Annotated in this window: 18 protein-coding genes and 2 pseudogenes; 9 read left to right on the forward strand and 11 right to left on the reverse strand. The window is 63.4% G+C overall.

Translation table 11 applies throughout. From position 1 onward, the window contains the following. Window positions 1-94 precede the first annotated feature (94 nt). Window positions 95-1078 (forward strand): annotated as a pseudogene (locus ABD243_RS12425) (HNH endonuclease signature motif containing protein); the annotation flags it as partial. 39 nt (window positions 1079-1117) lie between these two features. Here the strand turns inward: ABD243_RS12425 and ABD243_RS12430 are convergent. Further along, window positions 1118-1462 carry a cupin domain-containing protein gene (locus ABD243_RS12430; protein ID WP_344366104.1) on the reverse strand — a complete coding sequence of 115 codons (345 nt, stop codon included), beginning with the start codon at window positions 1460-1462 and terminating at the stop codon, window positions 1118-1120. A gap of 298 nt (window positions 1463-1760) precedes the next feature. Here ABD243_RS12430 and ABD243_RS12435 point away from each other — a divergent pair, with 298 nt between their 5' ends. The 5 genes from ABD243_RS12435 to ABD243_RS12455 all read left to right on the forward strand — a co-directional run bounded on the left by ABD243_RS12435 (window position 1761) and on the right by ABD243_RS12455 (window position 6629). Continuing rightward, window positions 1761-2405 (forward strand): DNA alkylation repair protein, encoded by a 645-nt coding sequence (locus ABD243_RS12435; RefSeq protein ID WP_344366391.1) that lies wholly within the window; start codon window positions 1761-1763, stop codon window positions 2403-2405. Window positions 2406-2602: 197 nt separating this feature from the next. After that, complete coding sequence (locus ABD243_RS12440) at window positions 2603-3442, forward strand: SDR family oxidoreductase (protein WP_344366108.1); 840 nt, start codon at window positions 2603-2605, stop codon at window positions 3440-3442. Between the two features lie 212 nt (window positions 3443-3654). After that, window positions 3655-4161 carry a hypothetical protein gene (locus ABD243_RS12445; protein ID WP_344366111.1) on the forward strand — a complete coding sequence of 169 codons (507 nt, stop codon included), beginning with the start codon at window positions 3655-3657 and terminating at the stop codon, window positions 4159-4161. Between the two features lie 221 nt (window positions 4162-4382). Further along, window positions 4383-4907 carry a DUF2087 domain-containing protein gene (locus ABD243_RS12450; protein WP_344366113.1) on the forward strand — a complete coding sequence of 175 codons (525 nt, stop codon included), beginning with the start codon at window positions 4383-4385 and terminating at the stop codon, window positions 4905-4907. 270 nt (window positions 4908-5177) lie between these two features. Continuing rightward, window positions 5178-6629, forward strand: coding sequence for a phospholipase D family protein (locus ABD243_RS12455; protein ID WP_344366115.1), 1452 nt, complete (start codon window positions 5178-5180; stop codon window positions 6627-6629). 100 nt (window positions 6630-6729) lie between these two features. On the opposite strand, the gene ABD243_RS12460 is transcribed toward ABD243_RS12455, so the two are convergent. Next, entirely contained in the window at window positions 6730-7335 is a 606-nt protein-coding gene (locus ABD243_RS12460) for a cysteine hydrolase family protein (protein ID WP_344366118.1), read from the reverse strand. Window positions 7336-7527: 192 nt separating this feature from the next. Between ABD243_RS12460 and ABD243_RS12465 the strand changes: the two genes are divergently transcribed. Further along, a complete protein-coding gene (locus ABD243_RS12465; protein WP_344366121.1) occupies window positions 7528-8766 on the forward strand; it encodes a DDE-type integrase/transposase/recombinase in 1239 nt (412 codons plus the stop codon). Between the two features lie 821 nt (window positions 8767-9587). Here the strand turns inward: ABD243_RS12465 and ABD243_RS12470 are convergent. From ABD243_RS12470 to ABD243_RS12480, 3 genes are all read right to left on the reverse strand, one after another. Next, entirely contained in the window at window positions 9588-10010 is a 423-nt protein-coding gene (locus ABD243_RS12470; RefSeq protein ID WP_344366123.1) for a hypothetical protein, read from the reverse strand. A 93-nt stretch (window positions 10011-10103) separates the two neighbouring features. Further along, window positions 10104-10205 carry an RtcB family protein gene (locus tag ABD243_RS12475; RefSeq protein ID WP_425547198.1) on the reverse strand — a complete coding sequence of 34 codons (102 nt, stop codon included), beginning with the start codon at window positions 10203-10205 and terminating at the stop codon, window positions 10104-10106. A 500-nt stretch (window positions 10206-10705) separates the two neighbouring features. Then, window positions 10706-11125 (reverse strand): hypothetical protein, encoded by a 420-nt coding sequence (locus ABD243_RS12480; protein ID WP_344366126.1) that lies wholly within the window; start codon window positions 11123-11125, stop codon window positions 10706-10708. A 433-nt stretch (window positions 11126-11558) separates the two neighbouring features. Here ABD243_RS12480 and ABD243_RS12485 point away from each other — a divergent pair, with 433 nt between their 5' ends. Both ABD243_RS12485 and ABD243_RS12490 read left to right on the forward strand, forming a co-directional pair. Next, entirely contained in the window at window positions 11559-11726 is a 168-nt protein-coding gene (locus tag ABD243_RS12485; protein WP_344366128.1) for a hypothetical protein, read from the forward strand. A gap of 404 nt (window positions 11727-12130) precedes the next feature. Then, window positions 12131-12880 carry a neutral zinc metallopeptidase gene (locus ABD243_RS12490; protein ID WP_344366131.1) on the forward strand — a complete coding sequence of 250 codons (750 nt, stop codon included), beginning with the start codon at window positions 12131-12133 and terminating at the stop codon, window positions 12878-12880. Window positions 12881-13257: 377 nt separating this feature from the next. On the opposite strand, the pseudogene ABD243_RS20935 reads toward ABD243_RS12490, so the two are convergent. The 6 genes and pseudogenes from ABD243_RS20935 to ABD243_RS12520 form a co-directional block, all read right to left on the reverse strand. Next, window positions 13258-13604: pseudogene (locus ABD243_RS20935) on the reverse strand (DDE-type integrase/transposase/recombinase); the annotation flags it as partial. A 207-nt stretch (window positions 13605-13811) separates the two neighbouring features. Then, a complete protein-coding gene (nrdF, locus tag ABD243_RS12500) occupies window positions 13812-14786 on the reverse strand; it encodes a class 1b ribonucleoside-diphosphate reductase subunit beta (protein WP_344366134.1) in 975 nt (324 codons plus the stop codon). A gap of 89 nt (window positions 14787-14875) precedes the next feature. Continuing rightward, the gene (nrdE, locus tag ABD243_RS12505) at window positions 14876-16996 is read right to left on the reverse strand and encodes a class 1b ribonucleoside-diphosphate reductase subunit alpha (RefSeq protein WP_091253813.1); all 2121 of its coding nucleotides are present in this window, start codon (window positions 16994-16996) and stop codon (window positions 14876-14878) included. Window positions 16997-17058: 62 nt separating this feature from the next. Continuing rightward, entirely contained in the window at window positions 17059-17574 is a 516-nt protein-coding gene (gene nrdI, locus ABD243_RS12510; protein WP_344366139.1) for a class Ib ribonucleoside-diphosphate reductase assembly flavoprotein NrdI, read from the reverse strand. 54 nt (window positions 17575-17628) lie between these two features. Further along, window positions 17629-17874, reverse strand: a complete 246-nt coding sequence (nrdH, locus tag ABD243_RS12515; RefSeq protein ID WP_018773329.1) for a glutaredoxin-like protein NrdH — start codon at window positions 17872-17874, stop codon at window positions 17629-17631. A 456-nt stretch (window positions 17875-18330) separates the two neighbouring features. Further along, window positions 18331-19283 (reverse strand): class I SAM-dependent methyltransferase (locus ABD243_RS12520; protein ID WP_344366143.1); only part of this gene is annotated, 953 nt, incomplete at its 5' end.

The raw sequence follows: 19283 nt of genomic DNA on the forward strand, positions 1-19283 counted from the left end.
AGCCCTCGGAATCCTCGTCCTGAACTACCCCGACCGGCTCGGACCCTACCTGAACCGATGACACCCCGCCCCACTTACACAAACAACTTGACAGGCTCCGGACCGGCGGGTCGAGTTCGTCCCGGACCGGGACGGCATGGCCTGGCTCTCGGCCCGGCTCCCGGCCGAGACCGCGGCCGGGATCTGGGAACGGACCACCACCGCCGCCCGCGCCCTGCAGGGCCCGGCCGAGACCCGGACCCTGGCCCAGCTGCGCGCCGACATCGCCGCGACCTGGCTCCTCACCAACGCCACCGGCGGAACAGCCGACGGCGGCCCCAGCGGACTTGCCGGCGGCGGGACGGGCGGGTGTGTGGTTGGAGGTGTTCCGGTGCCGCGGGCGCAGGTCCTGGTCACCGTGCCGGTCCTGTCGCTGCTGGGCCTCACGGACGAACCGGCCGTCCTGGACGGGTACGGTCCGATCCCGCCGTCGATGGCCCGGCGCCTCGTCAGTGGCGGCGCGGGTTCCTTCTACCGGGTCCTGACCGATCCCCGGGACGGGGCGCCGCTGGAGATCGGGCGGAGCAGCTACCGCCTGACGGCGGCGCAGCGGCACTGGCTCCGGCTCCGGGACGGCAGGTGTCCGTTTCCCGGCTGCAACAACCATTCCCTGGACAACGAGGCGGACCACCTCCTGGCCTGGGCCGACGGCGGCACCACGGGCATCGCCAACCTGGGCCAGCCCTGCCCGAAACACCACCGCCTCAAACACGCCTCCGCCTGGACACCCGTCGGGGCCAGCACAACGAGCCCGCCGGGCTGGATTTCACCCTCAAAACGCTACTATCCGAGCGAGCATCAGGACTGGGAACCGCCCCGCTGGCCCCACGACTTCCCGATCACGGCTACAGCCACAGACCCACGGCCGGAGCGAGGCGTGCCCGCGGATCCCGAGCCGGAACTGCCCCCGGATCCCTTCCCCGACTGGCACCACTTCACGGCCGGGCACCCATTCCCCGCCGCAAACACCGACGACCCCGGCTGGCCGGCACCCCTCGACGACCCCACCCACGAATGCGCCCTGTACCAATCCGCTTGAACGACCAGTTGCGTGCCGATTCAGATCTTGGGCCTGAGCCTAATCTTGGCGGACTATGTCGACTGAGATCTCCGACGCGGGAATCGTTCCTCGGTTCTCCAGCCAGTGAACGGTGTTCCGGTCCTCGGGCCAGCCCACCCCCGGCCCGTAGTCCGTAGTGACTCCATTCCTATGGTCGGTGATCGTTCCTTGCAAGATGTAGACGATGCCTGGTCGGTCTATATGGTCGTGTACCGGGCCGAAGACTCCCCCTGGCTCGAAGGTCACCATACGCATTCGAAGCTGGCGACCGGCCATGCCCTCGATCTCGGGGCCGAGGTCAACCGTTGCAAGTAACTCCGACGTGACACCTTTCGTCTCAGGTGCCGCTTGGTCTTCGCTCATCGCGCTTTCCTCTCTGCACTTCCAGGGGCTAACGTTCGACCTTCACCACGAGCTGATCTCCGGATTGACGTGCCCAACGTCACGTCATTGAACCATGGAACCGGAATCGGCGTCTGGGACTTTTCCAGATTCTTTGACCCTCGGGGATTGGCCAACACCCCTCTTCAACCGCATCCCGAGTGCGCTCCTGACGGCGCAGGCTGACCGCTTTCCAAGTAGGCTCAACCTCATAGTTGATGAACAGGAGGCCGAGGTGGCCGAGGTGGCCGAGGTGGCCGAGACGACGGTGGCCGAAGTGATGGCCGAACTGGCCGATCTTGAGGACCCGAGGGCACGCGTGGTGAACGAGAAACACGGTGACGACCACGGTGTGAACCTCGGCAAACTGCGTGCACTCGCGAAGCGGCTGAAGACCCAGCAGGACCTCGCGCGCCAGCTTTGGGAGACGGATGACACCGCTGCGCAACTGCTGGCGGTCCTGATCTGCCGCCCGAAGGCGTTCGAACGTCAAGAGTTGGACTTCATGTTGCGCCAGGCGCGCAGCCCCAAGGTGCACGACTGGCACGTGAACTACGTGGTGAAGAAGACCCCGCACTCCGAAGAGTTGCGCCTGACCTGGTTGGCCGACCCGGATCCGGTAGTGGCTAGTGCCGGCTGGGCGCTGACCAGCGAACGCGTGGCGAAGAAGCCCGAGGGCCTCGACCTCGCAGGACTGCTCGACGTCATCGAGGCGGAGATGAAGGACGCCCAGGACCGCCTGCAGTGGGCGATGAACCACTGCCTGGCCCAGATCGGGATCGAGCATGCCGAGCACCGCGCCCGCGCCATCGACATCGGTGAGCGCCTGGAGGTGCTCAAGGATTATCCGACTCCCCCGAACTGCACATCTCCGTTCGCGCCCATCTGGATAACCGAATTGGTGCGCCGACAGCACGGTAAATAGGAGCGTTCGCACTCGACTGCGACCCCTGCTAGCTCTTGTCGGCAATCGAGCAATCCGCCGGAAGCACGCCGCATTGGGACGCCTTGAGTCCCGAAGGAACTTGTCCGGCCGGGCTGCCACCTGCGGATCCGGCAATATTCCGGCCCTCTGCGCATCTCCCTCTTGCTCTCTGCGGCCGCTGCGCGTATGAGAAGAGCATGGGTTCGCAACGAGACGTCCTCCGCGGCCGCGTGGCGGTCGTGACTGGCTCGACACGCGGTCTGGGGTTTGCAATGGCCCGGCTACTGGGGCATCAGGGCGCGACGGTGGTGCTGGCGTCCAGGTCGGAAGTGGACGTCGCGGCCGCCGTCGAGCGGCTGCACACGGAAGGGATCGCGGCGTCCGGACGTCACTGCGACACCGGTGAGCTGGCCGACGTCGAAGCCCTGCGCGACGAGGCCTTAGGCCACGGGACGCTCGACATCTGGGTCAACAACGCCGGAGCCTCAGGTGTCTACGGGCCCACGGCGTCCACGCCGGTCGATGACTTCACGCGAGTGGTGCGCACGAACATCCTCGGCACGTTCCACGGGTCGAGGGTTGCGTTGCCCGTGTTCCTCGGCCAAGGCCGCGGCGATCTCGTCAACATCTATGGCCACGGCGACCAAGGGCCGGTCGCGCTGCAGAACGCGTATGCGTCGAGCAAGCGCTGGGTCCGCCAGTTCACCGAGACGTTGCGGCTGGAGACCAAGGGCACCGGCGTCCGGGTGCATGGCATGAATCCGGGATTGGTGATGACAGACATGCTGGGGCACGTCACGTCCCAGCCAGGCTACGAGCATCGACTGGGCGGGCTGCAGGTCGTCGTCGGGCTCTGGGGGCAGAACCCTGACGACGCCGCGCGCCCTCTACTGGACCTCGTAACGTCGGACGCCGCCGAGTTCCGGGATCTGACCAAAACGACCATGGTGACCCGCGGGGTGCGCAACGTGCTGGCCGGACGCCTCCGTCGCGCCAACCGCATGCCCCTGGACGTCACCGTCCTAGACAAGGACTGACGAGGCTAACTGAAGACCGGCAGCCGTCCATCGCGAGAGTAGCCGGCACAAAATTGGGGCCCGAAAGACTGAAGTCACAGCATTCGCCAAGGTTCTGCCAAGCATCGGCGCTTCCGGTTGAACGACTCTCTGCTTCCACTTTAGGCTGACGGCAACCAGCGAGCGAGATCCCGCCCGCACGGCCCGGGCCACTCATCATTGGAGTATCACGCATGTCGATTGCAAAGAAACTGGGCGCTGTCGTCCTGACCACCGCCGTTCTCACCGGTGCAGGTGCCGGTGTCGCCAACGCGGCTCCGACCAAGGCCGCACACTCGGTCTCCGTGAAGGCGTCCGCAAAGGCCACTGAGGCGAAGGCCAAGACGCAGTTGAAGAAGCAGGCAGCCGCCGCGAAGCTTGCCGCTGTGAAGGCCAAGGTCACGTCCCTGAAGGCTGCCGCCGAGGCGAAGAACGCTGCCGCCGTTGCGGATGTCGCACAGAAGCACGCCGCCCAGGAGGCCAAGAAGGTCGCCAAGAAGGCCACCCAAGCCCAGAAGCGCGAAGCCACGGCAGCGAAAGTGGCAGCCCTAAAGGCAGCCGCTGACGCGAAAGCTGCAGAGGAAGCCGCCGCCGAAGCTGCGCAGGCCGCCGTCGAGGCCGACGCGGAAGCTGCCGAAAAGGCGGCAGAATCCGCGGCAGAGACCCCTGTCGCGCCGGTGGAGGATCCCGCCGACGCCTGATCCGAGCGCCCCTGGCTGCACCCCCTTCCGATACACCGGCCACCATCTGGCGGCCTTAGGGAAGGGGGTGTTGCCGTGTCCCGACACTTTCGCCCATCGCCGCGCAGCCGACCGCCCGCAGACCCTGTCCGTCGCGTCCGCTCCGGACTACGATCTTGCCTATTGACCAGGCACACGCTGACTAGCACGGGCGAGGGCAGACGCAGAGTGAGGAGAAGGCTGTGACCGGAGGGACGCGGCTGAGCGGACCGCACTGGCGGCGAGTGGTGGCGGCCCTCGCCAATAAGGACGCGCGGACTGTCTACGCGCAAATCGTACTGGGCGCCAAGCTCGCCGACGTGGTTGCTGATCTGAATGACCAACGGCGGAACCGGGCCATCGCCGCCCTGCTCGAGTCAGGGCTCGTCGAACGGAATGCTGCCAACGAACTGGAGGCGTCTGAGTCGATCTTCCGCGACCTGCTCACGCAGCAACCCCGGCGACAGGCGCAGACCGGAGTGGCTCGCTTCATGCGCCTAGGCAGAATCGATCGGTATCCAGCCAACATGGCGGAACGGCGGGAGCTCCTGGCCTGGATTGCCAGCGAAGCAATCGAGCCGGGCGAACACCTAACGGAAAAGCAGGTAAATGAACGGCTCCTCAGTTATACCGATGACGTCGTGATGCTGCGCCGCTACATGATCGACTTCGGGCTATTGGAACGGACGCCCTCCGGCTCCTCCTACTCACGGCCCGACAAAACATAGGCTTGAACCGGACGCTGATCACCCTGTCGGTGGCATTGGTCAGCACAGTCGTAGGCTATTTTTTTGAGACCGGACACTAGCGGCAACGGGCCCCGAAAGAAGGACTGAGTGGACAGTAATGCTGGTACGTGGTTTCTGAGTCGCGCCGAGCGGGGGAATCTGGCCACAGACGTCCACGCGGGGGGTGCCGGATCGCTGTCCTGGTCGGAGGGCAATCTAGTGCGGCCCCTGATTCATGGAGCAACCTACTTCGCCCGACTGCATGAGGAGTTGACGGCTCTGCAGGCGGGAGACCGCGTGTGGTTCACCGACTGGCGCGGCGACGCCGACGAGCGGCTGCTGGCCGACGGACCGTCGATCGGCGACGTGCTCTCGGGCTTGGCCCGCGCAGGCGTGGAAGTGCGGGGCCTTGTCTGGAGATCCCACGGAGAGCGTGTATCGGCCCCGATCAGCAGCCGATCCAACGAGCTGCTAAGTCATCAGATCAACGACGCCGGCGGAGAGGTGCTGCTGGATCAGCGTGTACGCCTCTTCGGCTCCCATCACCAAAAACTCTTCGTCATCCGCCATCGTGACAATCCGTCGCGGGATGTCGCGTTCGTTGGCGGGATCGACCTCTCCCACAGCCGTCGGGACGATGCCGGCCACGCGGGAGACCCGCAAGCGGTGGACATGGATTCCCGGTACGGGAAACGCCCCCCGTGGCACGATGCGACCCTCGAACTGCGTGGCCCCGTGGTGGCAGATGTCCTGGCAGTGTTTGCTGAACGGTGGAACGACCCCCATCCCCTGGACCGGCGCACCCCCTACCGGATGCTGCTGCAACGTCTGGCCCGTATGCCCCGGCACCCCGAACCGCTCCCGGAGACTGCGCCGCCGCCCCCACCGGCGGGCCCTCACTCCGTGCAGCTGCTGCGCACCTACGGGGTGAAACGTCCTCCGTTCCCGTTCGCACCCGAGGGGGAACGCAGCATTGCCCGCGGCTATGCGAAGGCCTTCGCCCGCGCTCGCTCGCTGATCTACATCGAGGACCAGTACCTGTGGTCTACAGAGGTCGCAACCGGAATTGCGGAGGCCCTCGAACGGAACCCCGAATTGTACGTGATCGCCGTCGTGCCCCGCTACCCCGACTCCGACGGTGCTATAGCAGGACCGGCTATCCGGATCGGGCAACTGCGTGCCATCAGGATGCTGCGCCGGGTCGCGCCCGACAGGGTCGGCGTGTTCGATCTGGAGAACAGCGCCGGAACCCCGATCTACGTCCACGCCAAGATCTGCATCATCGATGACACCTGGATGACCTGCGGCTCAGACAACTTCAACCGCCGATCGTGGACCACCGACAGTGAGCTCACCTGCGCCGTACTCGATGCCACTGCTGACAACCGGGAAACTCCCGGCACAGACTCGGACCATGACGGTTCGCGGCCGTTGGCCCACGGGCTCCGGCTCCAACTCTGGGCGGAACACCTGGGCCTAAACCAGGACGATCCCCGGCTCCTCGACCCGGGGGCCGGGCTCAAGCTTTGGAACACCACCGCAGACGCTCTCGACCAATGGCACGAATCCGGGCAGCGCTCGCCCCGCCCCGCCGGACATGTGCGCCGCCACACCCCAGAGCCCGTGTCGCCCCTCCAACGTCTCTGGGCGGTTCCGATGAGCCGCCTCGTCGTGGACCCGGACGGCCGCCCCCGCCGGCTGCGTGGCACTACAGAGTTTTAGGCAAGCCGGTGTGGGCGCGGGCTCCAACTAGGGCGGAGGCAGAACAAAGGCCGCAGCCTGACTTCGTGCCGGACGGTGCGGCCTTCGTTCGTCTGCAAAGTCAGGACAGCCGGCTGGAGAATTCCTCGGCAGTCATCGGGGTGGAGAACATCGGGTAGTCGTACGCGATCGCGTTATCGTGTTCCTCAACCGAAGTTGCAGCGACACAGTCGCTCAGCGTCACCACCTGGTACCCGTTCTCGTAGCCACTGCGCATCGTTGATTCGACGCAACAGTTCGTCAGGAACCCTCCCAGGACGATGGTGGTGATGCCTTTGCTGCGCAGGATGAAATCCAGGTTTGTGCTGGCGAAGGTGTCGAGACCCCTTTTACCTTCAATGACGATGTCGCCCTCGGCCGGCGCCAGCTCGTCGATGATGGCCGCACCCCAGGTTCCCTTGACGAACACGCCACCGTCCACGACCCCCTTGAGGATCCCGTACGGATGCTTGCCGAGCTCGTTGTAGCCCTCGGCAAACGTGATGGGCGCGTGCATTACCGTGACACCGGCCGCGCGGGCCACCTCTACAACGCGAGCCGTATTGGCGAGCATGTCCGTTTTTTCCATGACCGGTCGGACAGCGTCATGCAGCCCGCCGCCCTCGGACGTGAAATCGTTCTGGTATTCGATGAGTACAACGGCGGTGGTGTTCGGATCAAACTTCAAGGCATCCTCCTGATCGGCGGTGACGCGCCCGCGGCAATGCCGACGGTCGAGGTCAGACTAGCCTCGGCCCACGCACAGGACAAGGGGCCGCGTTGACTCATGGAAAAGGTCCGTGGAGCCGGGTACGTTGCCTCATCTGAAAAGGTCCGGGAACGACGGGGCCGTGGACATCCTTGAGGGATGGGACTGACGATGAGCCAGCGGAAGGCTGTCACGGTGATCAAGGCCAGGGCGTATCCCCGGGCCGGCCGGCCGGAGAAGGTCCGGATCCTCGATGAGCTGGTGGAGCTCACGGGCTGGAACCGGGACTATGCGCGCCGGGCCCTGCGGCAGGCGCTTCAGCTGCGGCCGGTGCGGGCCCGGGAGCCGAGGCCGCCGGTGTATGGTCCGCGGGTCGTCGAGGCTCTGGTGGTGTGCTGGGCGGTGCTGCGCGCTCCGGCCGGCAAACGTCTGGCCCCGATGCTGCCGGTGCTGGTGCCGTTGCTGCGCCGGGACGGGGAACTGATGCTCTCGGATGAGGAGGCGGAGCTGCTGATGCGGATGAGCGCGGCAACGATTGACCGCCGGCTGGCCCCGGAACGGAAGAAGCTGGTGCTGCGGGGCCGTTCCCACACCAAGCCCGGATCGCTGCTGAAGTCCCAGATCCCGGTCCGGACCTGGGCGGACTGGGACGATGCGGTGCCCGGGTTCGTGGAGATCGACCTGGTGGGGCACGAGGGCGGGGTGGCCTCCGGGCAGTTCTGCTTCACGCTGACGGTCACGGATATCGCCACGGGATGGACCGTGAACCGGTCCGTGCCGAACAAGGCGCAGAAATGGGTGTTCGCGGCCCTGAAGTACGCGCTGGCACGGTTCCCGTTCCCGATCGTGGGGATCGACTCGGACAACGGCACCGAATTCATCAACGACTACCTCTTCGCCTACTGCCAGGAGCACCGGATCACCTTTACCCGGTCCCGTCCGGGGAACAAGAACGATGGCGCCCACGTGGAACAAAAGAACTGGGCCAGGGTCCGGGAGCTGGTCGGCTACTACCGCTATGACACCGCCGCGGAACTGGAGAAGCTCAACGAGATCTGGGAGCTTGACGGGCTGTTCACGAACTATCTGCTCCCGCAGCAGAAGCTGGTGTCCAAGGAACGCCACGGCGCGAAAGTCATCAAGAAACATGATGCCGCGCTCACCCCGCACCAGCGCGCCGCCCGCCACCCGGACACCCGCAAACGCCCCGTCATCACCATGAACGCCCAGTTCAAACGCCTAAAACCCGCGGTGTTGTCCCGGCAGATCCTGGGACTGACAGGTGAACTCGAAACCCTCGCCCAAGCCAAAGCCGCACCCCGCAACTACAAAGTCAACACCTCGTTCAACCCGCCCCTGAACCGGACCTTTTCACGTGAGGCAACGAATCAACCCTCCCGGACCTATTGACGTGAGGCAACAGGGGGGGCCGCGTTGACTCATGGAAAAGGTCCGTGGAGCCGGGTACGTTGCCTCATCTGAAAAGGTCCGGGAACGACGGCCGTGGACATCCTTGAGGGATGGGACTGACGATGAGCTTGCGGAAGGCTGTCACGGTGATCAAGGCCAGGGCGTATGCCCATGCCGGCCGGTGGGTGGTTCCGCAGGCCCACCCGTTCGTCCAACCCGACAACGTTCCCCCGGATCCGCGTTGTCGCGGTAAAACCGAACCAGAGCATTTCCGATCAGCTGTACTGGATCGCGCGCGCCGCGCGGAGGCTGCCTGGCCGTGCCGGCCGGGGGCACATCAGCCGGTGGCCTTGAGCCGTCTGCCCCGGACTGGACTCACAAAGCGGACCCTGCACGATTTAGTGGCAGCTACTTGGAAGACTTCCACCTAGACGATGCGCTTCTTCCAACTAGGGTGACATCTCTCAACAACATGACGAACGATGACGACTGTGAGATCGGAGGCTCGTTGGCGGAAATGCCAGAAACTAATCACCGTCATTCCGGGGTCTTCTTCCAGCCTCTAACGCTATCGGATCACTGAACTAGTTGGCGAAGACACTTGGAGACGGTGACTCCGGCCTCTACGTAGTCACCTAAGGTCCTGTTCGTCCGTGGTTCCGAGAGTGGTCACCATTCGTCATCGATAAAGGGTTCATAGACCGAGAACGCCACGCCGCGCGAACGTCGCGCGATCCCAAACGTTGCCACTACCGAGCAGTATGTGGGTGCAGATCTTCGTAACCACTGCAGCCGCGAAGGAGATGTGTTTGAGCCCAGGCCTAATCGGCAAGTTCACCTTGGCACTGCCCCCGCGCGCCGACTACGGCCGGTTCACTGCAATCAGCCCGTCTGAACCATTCCTGCAGCTGCCCGCCACGGCGGACTCGCACTTCGCCCAGCGTTCCGAGGCCGCGGCGTGGTTCCCGGAAGACATCGTCGACCTGATTGCTTTCGAGCTCCTCCTCGCGCCAGTTTTCCCGGTGGGCGATGAATTTGCTCTGCAGGTGCCACTTGCTGGGCCTTTCCCGGCCACGCAGGAAGTCCAGCCAGTCGGCGGGGGCAGCTTCCGGCATCCCGGCGACGTCTTCCGTGGCGGCGGCGATCAGGTTCACGTTGAGCCGGTAGCGGTTGTAGGCGGGCAGCCAGGGAAAGACGGGCCTGCAGCCGGGGTGTTCGTCGCGGTGGTCGCGTTGAGTAGTCATGGGCTCCATGTGTGCGGACTGGGCCCTGGCGCTCCCCCGGCACGAAATGGCCGCCCCGCCGTGGGGTGGGGCGACCTTCGCCGTCGCGGTGGTCTAGCCCTTCACGCAGAGCACGGTCCGCAGGTGCTGGACGATTTCCACGAGGTCCTTCTGCGCGTCGATGACGCTGTCGAGGTCTTTGTAGGCGCCAGGGATTTTGCCTCTAGCCCAAGTCTATTAGCTGCGTGACTAGAAGCATGGGTACACACTCCGCGACACGCATGTGACTAGCCCAGTCCCGAGGCTTAGGGCTGCGTTCCCCGGATTCCCGTAGAGCGGGGACGAACCTGACCAGACGGCGGCAACGCCACCGAGGCTCGTACGCACTTCTTGCCTCGCGACAGCGCGCACGTACCTGTAGATGTCATCGCCATACACATAGAACGCGCCGCAGCCACTGCTGTCCGTGTTCATTATCAGGGCCGTGTTCCAGTTCACCATGTCATCGCTGAACTGAATGTAGACGGGCTGAGTGTCGTACGGGTACCCGTTTGTCTCGTATTGAAAGCAGTAACTTCCCCCTGATGCTGCGTTAGCTGACGGCGCGATGGCAATCGAACCAAGTATGACCAAAGCCAAAGCAGAGAGTGCGGTGGTGATCTTTCGGAGCATGGTGATCTTCTCTCCTCATCGAAATCCCGGTTGGAAGATAGCGGTCAGTAGCATGGGGATGTTTCATCTACGCTTGCGCAGATGACAATGTTGCTCCCCAGCGAGTCATACTGAGTCCCCGGTGAACCGGCAATTGTGAACCCGGTCCAGTGTTGACGAAGTTCCCCATTGATGCCCGTCCACCACCAGTCTGCTGTGACGCGGACGTAGTACTGCGTGTAGTCGCCCGTCAGGGTGTACCAGCCGCATCCGCTCTCATCAGTCTGGAGAGTGAGCACGTTGTACCAGTTGTTCCCATCGGCACTCAGCTCAAGGGACACGGGTTTGTTCATGAAGGGGTCATCATTCTGCTGCCGGAAACAGAACGTGCCTCCCGAGGACGCCTGTGCGGGCGAAGCCAAAGCGACCGTTCCCAGAACGAGCATCACTATGGAGAACAGTGCTGTCATGATTTTGCGTCTCATCGTTGTCTTCTTTCATCATGACGACGCCCCATTCGTGAATCGTGAGCACGCTGGATCAGCGCAGCAAGAATGCTGAGATGCAAGCGGGTCATGAGAGGTAGCCCCAATATTCCGGATTTAGTCCGTGCATGAGCCTTTACGGCTGATGCCTGCCCCTCGCAGGTGTCATATTGCGCTCGGCGGAGAGAATTGAGCGCGTTTCGGCGGGAACGGTGCCCGCAAATCATCATCCCAATATGGATGGTGGATGAGGCGATAGTAGTCCTGATGGGACAAACATGACAAGGGACTGTCGTCCACAAGCTTTAATCGGCCCACGCCGGACCAACTCAACTGTGTGTGCGCGTGCAGACGCTCCGCGCCGGTGGCCGGCCCTCTCTCGGCCATTTCGTCCCGATTGCTCCTAGAGTGACGCCAATAGATACCATCAATCTTGAATACGCACGCCTCCGCGGGGGCATCACCGAACATGATGCAGGGCAGGCCGTACAACCAGTCCGTCCGGATCAAGGTCACACCGGCAGACGAACTCGCTGTCCGGGCCTGGCTCTCCGGCTGCGCAGAAACGATGCGCGCCATGTGGGAGCCGTTCCTCGATTAGCGGACCGCCTCGGTCGTGGCCACGAAGCTAGCATTTCCGGCGAAATTCTTCGACTTCGTCAGGTCGAACCAGTGCAATCCGGGACCCACCGGCGTATTGTCGGGAGCATCACTCCATAAATCCGACATATCACGTGTCGGTATCGACGACTTTGGGTGGGGTCGCCTCGTATCCAGCAGTTAATGCATGAGAAACGGGACACCATGAAAGCACCTAGAATCGCCCTCTCCGTGGTCGTTATATCCGTACTGGCCTGCACGTCGTGCTCGTCAGGGCTGACAGCTCAAGGACCAGCGTCCGCGCCGGCATCGGGTCCGACGCCCACTGCGAGTTCAGCTTCCGCTACCCCGTCTGTGTCGCCGGCGTCACCGGGGGCGTCATCGGCGAGTCCTTCATACGAGGCCATGGTGACGCCGCCGGGTACGCCGGACCCGGCCGCACCCGTCCCGGCCACGACGCAGCTTCCGCAACAGCCACGCGCTGGCCAGGGCGCACAACTCCGTTCCACAGGGGATTCGCGGGCAACCATGTCAGCGTTCATGACGATGGTTGCGACGGACGTCGACAAGTACTGGACGAAGGTCCTGCAAGCGGCTGGCCTCCCGGCGCCCTACGTGAACGTGGTGTTCCCGGGCCCTGGCGAGTCCGTGCAGAATGCCTGCGACAACAACGCGCCGACAACTGATGATGATGCGTACTATTGCCCGCTCGATGACAGCATTGTGTTCTCCCAGGCCATTGCGACCAAGATCTGGAATGGGGAGCTGAGGGCGCCAGGGAACACTGAAGCTGCTACGAATTTGTCCGGGGACTTCTCGGTGGCCATGGCCGTGGCCCATGAATATGCCCACAACGTGCAAACCGAGCTGGGCATCGTTCCCCTTCCGCCGGCGGATCTGAACTACCCCGTCTACAAAACGGAGCTCCACGCGGATTGTTGGGCCGGTGTGTGGGCTAACTCGGCGTACTACGAGGGAATCCTTGAGGCCGGTGACATCGAGGAGGCCATCCAGGCAACGATGCTGGTGGGCGACTACAACACCAGCTCACGCGGCCACCACGGCACTCCTATGCAACGGCACGCTGCCTTCATGACCGGGTACAACTCCGGTGCGCCCGCCAGCTGTGACCCCTGGCTGCTGGACTCATACTGACCAGCGCCTATCAGGCACAGGAAGGCCGCCGGCGCATCGCCCCGGCGGCCTTCTGGTCCAGCCCCTTGTCAGGAAGGGACGTCGAAGCGCGCGGCCGTACCCTTCACCTCTGAAATAAGAAGATGAACCGCGCCACTTCGAATCCGTGCCGTCTAGTAGCAGGCTTTGCACCTAGCCCGGCGCCTCCCTGCAACTAGGTGCCGGAACTTTCAACTATCCCGAAATCTCACACTGGGTCGTTGGCGCCAACAAGGCCAGATTTCGCAAGTCTTCTTGTCCCGTTTCGCCAACTAAAGTTCGAACCTCGAACTAGCCTCCGACCTCACAAAAGCGAGGACGACCAAGGTACAAGAACACACTCAGGAAGTCATGTTGAAGGCCGTCCTCCCCGTCGCGCAAGCGGTCCGATAGACACGCTCGTTGTTCAGGGCTGAGAAGAACGATTCGGCCATGCTGTTGTCCCGGCACACCCCGGCGTGTCCGATCGAGGAGCGCATTCCCAGACCTGTCACGAGGGCCCTGAATTCGGTCGAAGTGTAGAGGCTGCCTCGGCCGGATCGCGGATGGCTCGATCCGGGTTGTCGGGGCGGCGTTCTTGAGTGCGTCGGCGACAAGCTCGGTGCGCATGTGATCCGTGATGGACCAGCCGACGATTTTCTTGGAGTAGCAGTCGATGACGGTGGCGAGGTAGACGAACCGTTGCCAGGGTGTGGATGTAGCTGATGTAGTGATCCAACCGTCAGCTAGCTTCCGATCTCACACCAGCATCAGGATAAGTCCCGAGGAAACCCGGGCTTAGTTGCGGATCTTGCAGCTAAGCCCGGGCGTCCGTATCGCCAATTGGATCGGTCTTCGCCAAACAACGTCTGGTCCCATTTCGCCAACTAGTATTCAAATCGCCAACTAGCCTCCGACCTCACAGCGACGCGACCTAGAAGTCCCAGTCGTCATCCTCAGTATTAACAGCCTTGCCAATCACGTAAGACGAACCCGAACCCGAGAAGAAGTCGTGGTTCTCGTCAGCGTTCGGCGACAGGGCCGACAGGATGGCCGGGTTCACGTCGGTGACCGAAGCCGGGAACATGGCCTCGTAGCCCAGGTTCATGAGCGCCTTGTTGGCGTTGTAGTGCAGGAACTTCTTGACGTCCTCGGCCAGGCCGACGGAATCGTAGAGGTCGTGGGTGTACTGAACTTCGTTTTCGTAGAGCTCGAAGAGCAGTTCGAAGGTGTAGTCCTTGATCTCCTGCCGGCGCTCCTCGGAGACCTTCTCCAGGCCCTTCTGGAACTTGTAGCCGATGTAGTAGCCGTGCACGGCCTCGTCGCGGATGATGAGGCGGATGAGGTCGGCCGTGTTCGTCAGCTTGGCCCGCGAGGACCAGTACATCGGCAGGTAGAAGCCCGAGTAGAACAGGAAGCTCTCCAGCAGCGTCGAGGCCACCTTGCGCTTCAGGGGGTCGTCGCCCTGGTAGTAGTCCATGACGATCTGGGCCTTCTTCTGAAGGTTCTCGTTCTCGGTGGACCAGCGGAATGCCTCGTCGATCTCCTTGGTGGAGGCCAGCGTGGAGAAGATGGAGGAGTAGCTCTTGGCGTGCACGGACTCCATGAACGCGATGTTCGTGTAGACAGCCTCTTCGTGCGGGGTGAGGGCGTCCGGAATCAGGGAGACGGCGCCGACGGTGCCCTGGATGGTGTCCAGCAGGGTCAGGCCCGTGAACACGCGCATGGTGAGCTGCTGCTCGTCCGGGGTGAGCGTCGCCCACGACTGGATGTCGTTGGACAGCGGCACCTTTTCCGGCAGCCAGAAGTTGTTGACCAGGCGGTTCCAGACATCCACGTCCTTGTCGTCCTGGATGCGGTTCCAGTTAATCGCCTCGACGTGGCTAAGCAGCTTGACCTTTTCGGTCATGTCATCCCCTAAAGGTTGGGTTCTTCGTTAAGTTAAGCGTACGACGGCGGGCGGGCGCCCGCCGTCGTACAGTCACGATTGAGTTGAAGCTACAGCATGCAGCTGACGCAGCCCTCTACCTCGGTCCCTTCCAGCGCGAGCTGGCGGAGACGGATGTAGTAGATGGTCTTGATGCCCTTCTTCCAGGCGTAGATCTGGGCCTTGTTGATGTCGCGCGTGGTGGCCGTGTCCTTGAAGAACAGCGTCAGGGACAAGCCCTGGTCCACGTGCTGCGTGGCGGCGGCGTAGGTGTCGATGACCTTCTCGTAGCCGATCTCGTACGCGTCCTGGTAGTACTCCAAGTTGTCGTTCGTCAGGTACGGCGCCGGGTAGTACACGCGGCCCAGCTTGCCTTCCTTGCGGATCTCGATCTTGGACGCCACCGGGTGGATCGAGGAGGTGGAGTTGTTGATGTAGGAGATCGAGCCCGTGGGCGGAACAGCCTGCAGGTTCTGGTTGTAGATGCCGTGCTCCATGACGGAGGCCTTCAGCTCGCGCCAGTCATCCTGGGTGGGGATGTGGATGTTCTTGAACAGCTCGGCGACCTTGGCGGTCTGCGGGACCCATTCCTGCTCAGTGTACTTGTCGAAGAACTCGCCGGTGGCGTACTTGGACTTCTCGAAGCCGCCGAAGGTCTGGCCGGTCTGGATGGCCAGCAGGTTGGAGGCGCGGACCGCGTGGTACACCACCGAGTAGAAGTAGATGTTGGTGAAGTCCAGGCCCTCTTCGGAGCCGTAGTGGACCCGTTCGCGGGCCAGGTAGCCGTGCAGGTTCATCTGGCCGAGGCCGATCGCGTGGCTCTGGTCGTTGCCCCGGGCAATCGAGGGCACCGAGGTGATGTTGGACATGTCCGAGACGGCCGAGAGCGAGCGGATGGCCGTCTCGATGGTCAGGCCGAAGTCCGGCGAGTCCATGGTCTTGGCGATGTTCAGCGAGCCCAGGTTGCAGGAGATGTCCTTGCCCGTGTGGTCGTAGGACAGGTCATCGTTGTACGTGGTGGGCTGGGAGACCTGGAGGATCTCGGAGCACAGGTTGGACATGATGATCTTGCCGTCGATGGGGTTTTCCCGGTTCACGGTGTCCTCGAACATGATGTACGGGTAACCGGATTCGAACTGGATCTCGGCGAGGGTCTGGAAGAACTCGCGCGCCTTGATCTTGGTCTTCTTGATCCGGGAATCGTCCACCATCTCGTAGTACTTCTCGGTGACCGAGACGTCGGAGAACGGCATGCCGTAGACCTTTTCGACGTCGTACGGGGAGAACAGGTACATGTCCTCGTCCCGCTTGGCGAGCTCGAAGGTGATGTCCGGGATCACGACGCCGAGCGAGAGGGTCTTGATGCGGATCTTCTCGTCCGCGTTCTCGCGCTTGGTGTCCAGGAAGCGGTAGATGTCGGGGTGGTGCGCGTGCAGGTACACCGCGCCGGCGCCCTGGCGGGCACCGAGCTGGTTGGCGTAGGAGAAGCTGTCCTCGAGGAGCTTCATCACGGGGATGACGCCGGAGGACTGGTTCTCGATCTGCTTGATCGGCGCGCCGACCTCGCGGATGTTGGTCAGGGCGAAGGCCACGCCGCCGCCGCGCTTAGACAGCTGCAGGGCGGAGTTGATGGACCTGCCGATCGACTCCATGTTGTCTTCGATGCGGAGCAGGAAGCAGGAGACCAGCTCGCCGCGCTGCTTCTTGCCGGCGTTCAGGAACGTCGGAGTGGCCGGCTGGAAGCGGCCTTCGATGATCTCGTCGACCATCTGGGTGGCGAGCTTCTCGTCGCCGCGGGCCAGGTGCAGGGCCACCATGCAGACGCGGTCCTCGTAGCGCTCCAGGAAGCGCTTTCCGTCGAACGTCTTCAGCGTGTAGGAGGTGTAGAACTTGAACGCGCCCAGGAAGGTCTCGAAGCGGAACTTCTTCTTGTACGCGCGGTTGAAGAGCTCGCGGATGAAGTTCATCGTGTACTGGTCGAGGGTTTCGCGCTCGTAGTACTCGTTCTTGACGAGGTAGTCGAGCTTTTCCTCGAGGTCGTGGAAGAACACGGTGTTGTTGTTCACGTGCTGCAGGAAGTACTGGTGCGCGGCCTCGCGGTCGGCCTCAAACTGGATCTCGCCGTTGGGGCCGTAGAGGTTCAGCATGGCGTTGAGCTCGTGGTAGCCCAGGCCCTTGTACGCGGCCGGCATCTCGTGCTTTTCCTGCTTCTCAACAGCCGTGGCCGTGCCCCCGCGGGAGCCTGTGCCCCCGGTTACTGTTTTGTCTGCGACAGTCGTGTCCAAAACTCTTCCAATCCTTGTTGTACACGGGAGACGTCTTCCGGCGTGCCCATGAGTTCGAACCTGTATAGGTGGGGGACGTTGCATTTTGCGGCGATGATGTCCCCCGCCATGCAGTAGTTATCCCCGAAATTCGTGTTGCCGGCCCCGATCACTCCGCGGATCAGCGTCCGGTTGCCCGGGTCGTTCAAAAACCTGATGACCTGCTTTGGAACAGATCCCTCTCCCCCGGTGCCGCCGTAGGTCGGCACCACCAGAACGTACGGTTCCCGGGCCGCCAGCGGGGCGTCCTTCGAATAGAGGGGGATCCTGGCGGCTTCGACGCCCAGTTTCGCAACGAAACGTGCGGTGTTTTCCGAGGTGGAGGAAAAGTAGATGAGGCGGCTGTGGGTGATCTCGGGAGCCGCTGTGCTGACCGCTTCCCCGCTGTCAGCCGTGGCGGCCGCCCGATCTTCAGTAGTTGCCCGATCTTCAGTTGTCACAACCATTGGACTCACCTCATCTACCGTCAAATCCTGCCTGGTAGCGGCGTCCGGAGCGCTTCAGGCTACAGCGACGGCGGCGGCCTGCGCCAGTTCTTCGATCTTGTCCGGGCGGAAACCGGACCAGTGGTCCTGGTCGGTGACGACGACCGGGGCCTGCATGTAGCCCAGGGACTTCAGGCGCTCGAGGGCCTCCGCGTCCTGGGAGATGTCGACGCTCTGGTAAGCGATGCCCTTCTTGTCCAGCGCGCGGTAGGTCGCGTTGCACTGAACGCAGGCCGGCTTCGTGTAAACCGTAACGGTCATGGTCCTTGTCCCCTTTGTTGAAAGTCTTGTTCGGAGCGCTTCCCCGGCTCCGACTGCCCCGCGCTGATGCTCTGCTGGAACTGTATGTCGATACTACATGTAGTGCAAGAGCCTCACGTGGACCCCAAGATGATGTATTACAAGTATGTCATTTAACCCACCGATAATCCACAGGAGGGGGCCCGCCAAATGTCCGGAATTCAGCTGTTTTGGCGGACGAAATCCACACCCTGTGGAGTAGTTAGCCACATTAATCACCCCCGCGTGTCGCACCGCAGACGGCGTGTCGCGCACGTTTTTCGGGGGTGTCCGGTGGTGTCCGGTGGTGGTGGCGGCCACTACATCTGGTGTCCGGGAACACGAATGAGGCGGACACCGTGGTGTCCGCCTCATCGGATCGTGATTGTTCTAACACCCCGCGTTCCAACACTCCGCAGTGACCGGCGCCACGGGTACCTACCCAAGCGACTCCGGCCGGCTGAGGAGAATCTGGTCGACGCCCATCCGGGCCTCGGCGAAGCTGCGCAGCGCGCCCACGAGGTACAGCCGCCAGACCCGGGCGATTTCCTCGCCCATCATGGCGACGGCGGCGTCATGGTTCTCCTCGAACCGGGCGTACCAGGCCTCCAGCGTCCGGACGTAGTCCCGGCGCATGCCCTGCACCCCCTCGATCTCGAACCCTGCATCCTCCAAAAAGCCGAGGGTCTCCCCCACCGGGCGCATGTGCATGTCCGGGGCGATGAAGGACTCGATAAACGGGCCGCCGCCGGGGTGCTTGCCGTTCCGGGACATCTGCTGCACCAAGACCCGGCCGCCGGGCCTGACGTTGCCGAACAGGGCGGCGGCGTAGACGGGGTAGTTGCGCTGGCCGACGTGCTCGCCCATCTCGAGAGAGGCGACGGCGTCGAACGGCCCGTCCGGGATCTCGCGGTAGTCCTGGACCCGGATCTCGACGCGTCCTTCCAGCCCGCGCTCCCTGATGCGGGCGTCAATGAACGCCTTCTGCTCCACCGAGAGGGTGACCCCGACGACGTCGACGCCGTAGTGCTGCGCGGCGTGCAGGCTCAGCGAGCCCCAGCCGCAGCCGACGTCGAGCATCCGCATCCCCGGGGCCAGGCCGAGCTTTTGGCAGACGAGGCCCAGCTTGTCCCGCTGGGCGTCCTCGAGTCCGTACCCGGGTGAGCTGTCCGTCCAGTAACCGCTGGAGTAGGCCATCTGCGGGTCCAGGATCAGGGCGTAGAAGTCGTTGCTGAGGTCGTAGTGGTGGCTGATGGCCGCCCGGTCCCGCATCAGGCTGTGCAGCCGGCCCCTGACCCGTGCCTGACTGGCCGGGGGCTGGGGCGGGGCGCCCAGGGCGCCGGCGGTTTTGGCGATCCGTCCGACGCCGGCCAGCAGGGCCGGCGTCGTAC

It is taken from the genome of Arthrobacter humicola (genome assembly GCF_039531445.1).
Classification (GTDB): domain Bacteria; phylum Actinomycetota; class Actinomycetes; order Actinomycetales; family Micrococcaceae; genus Arthrobacter; species Arthrobacter humicola.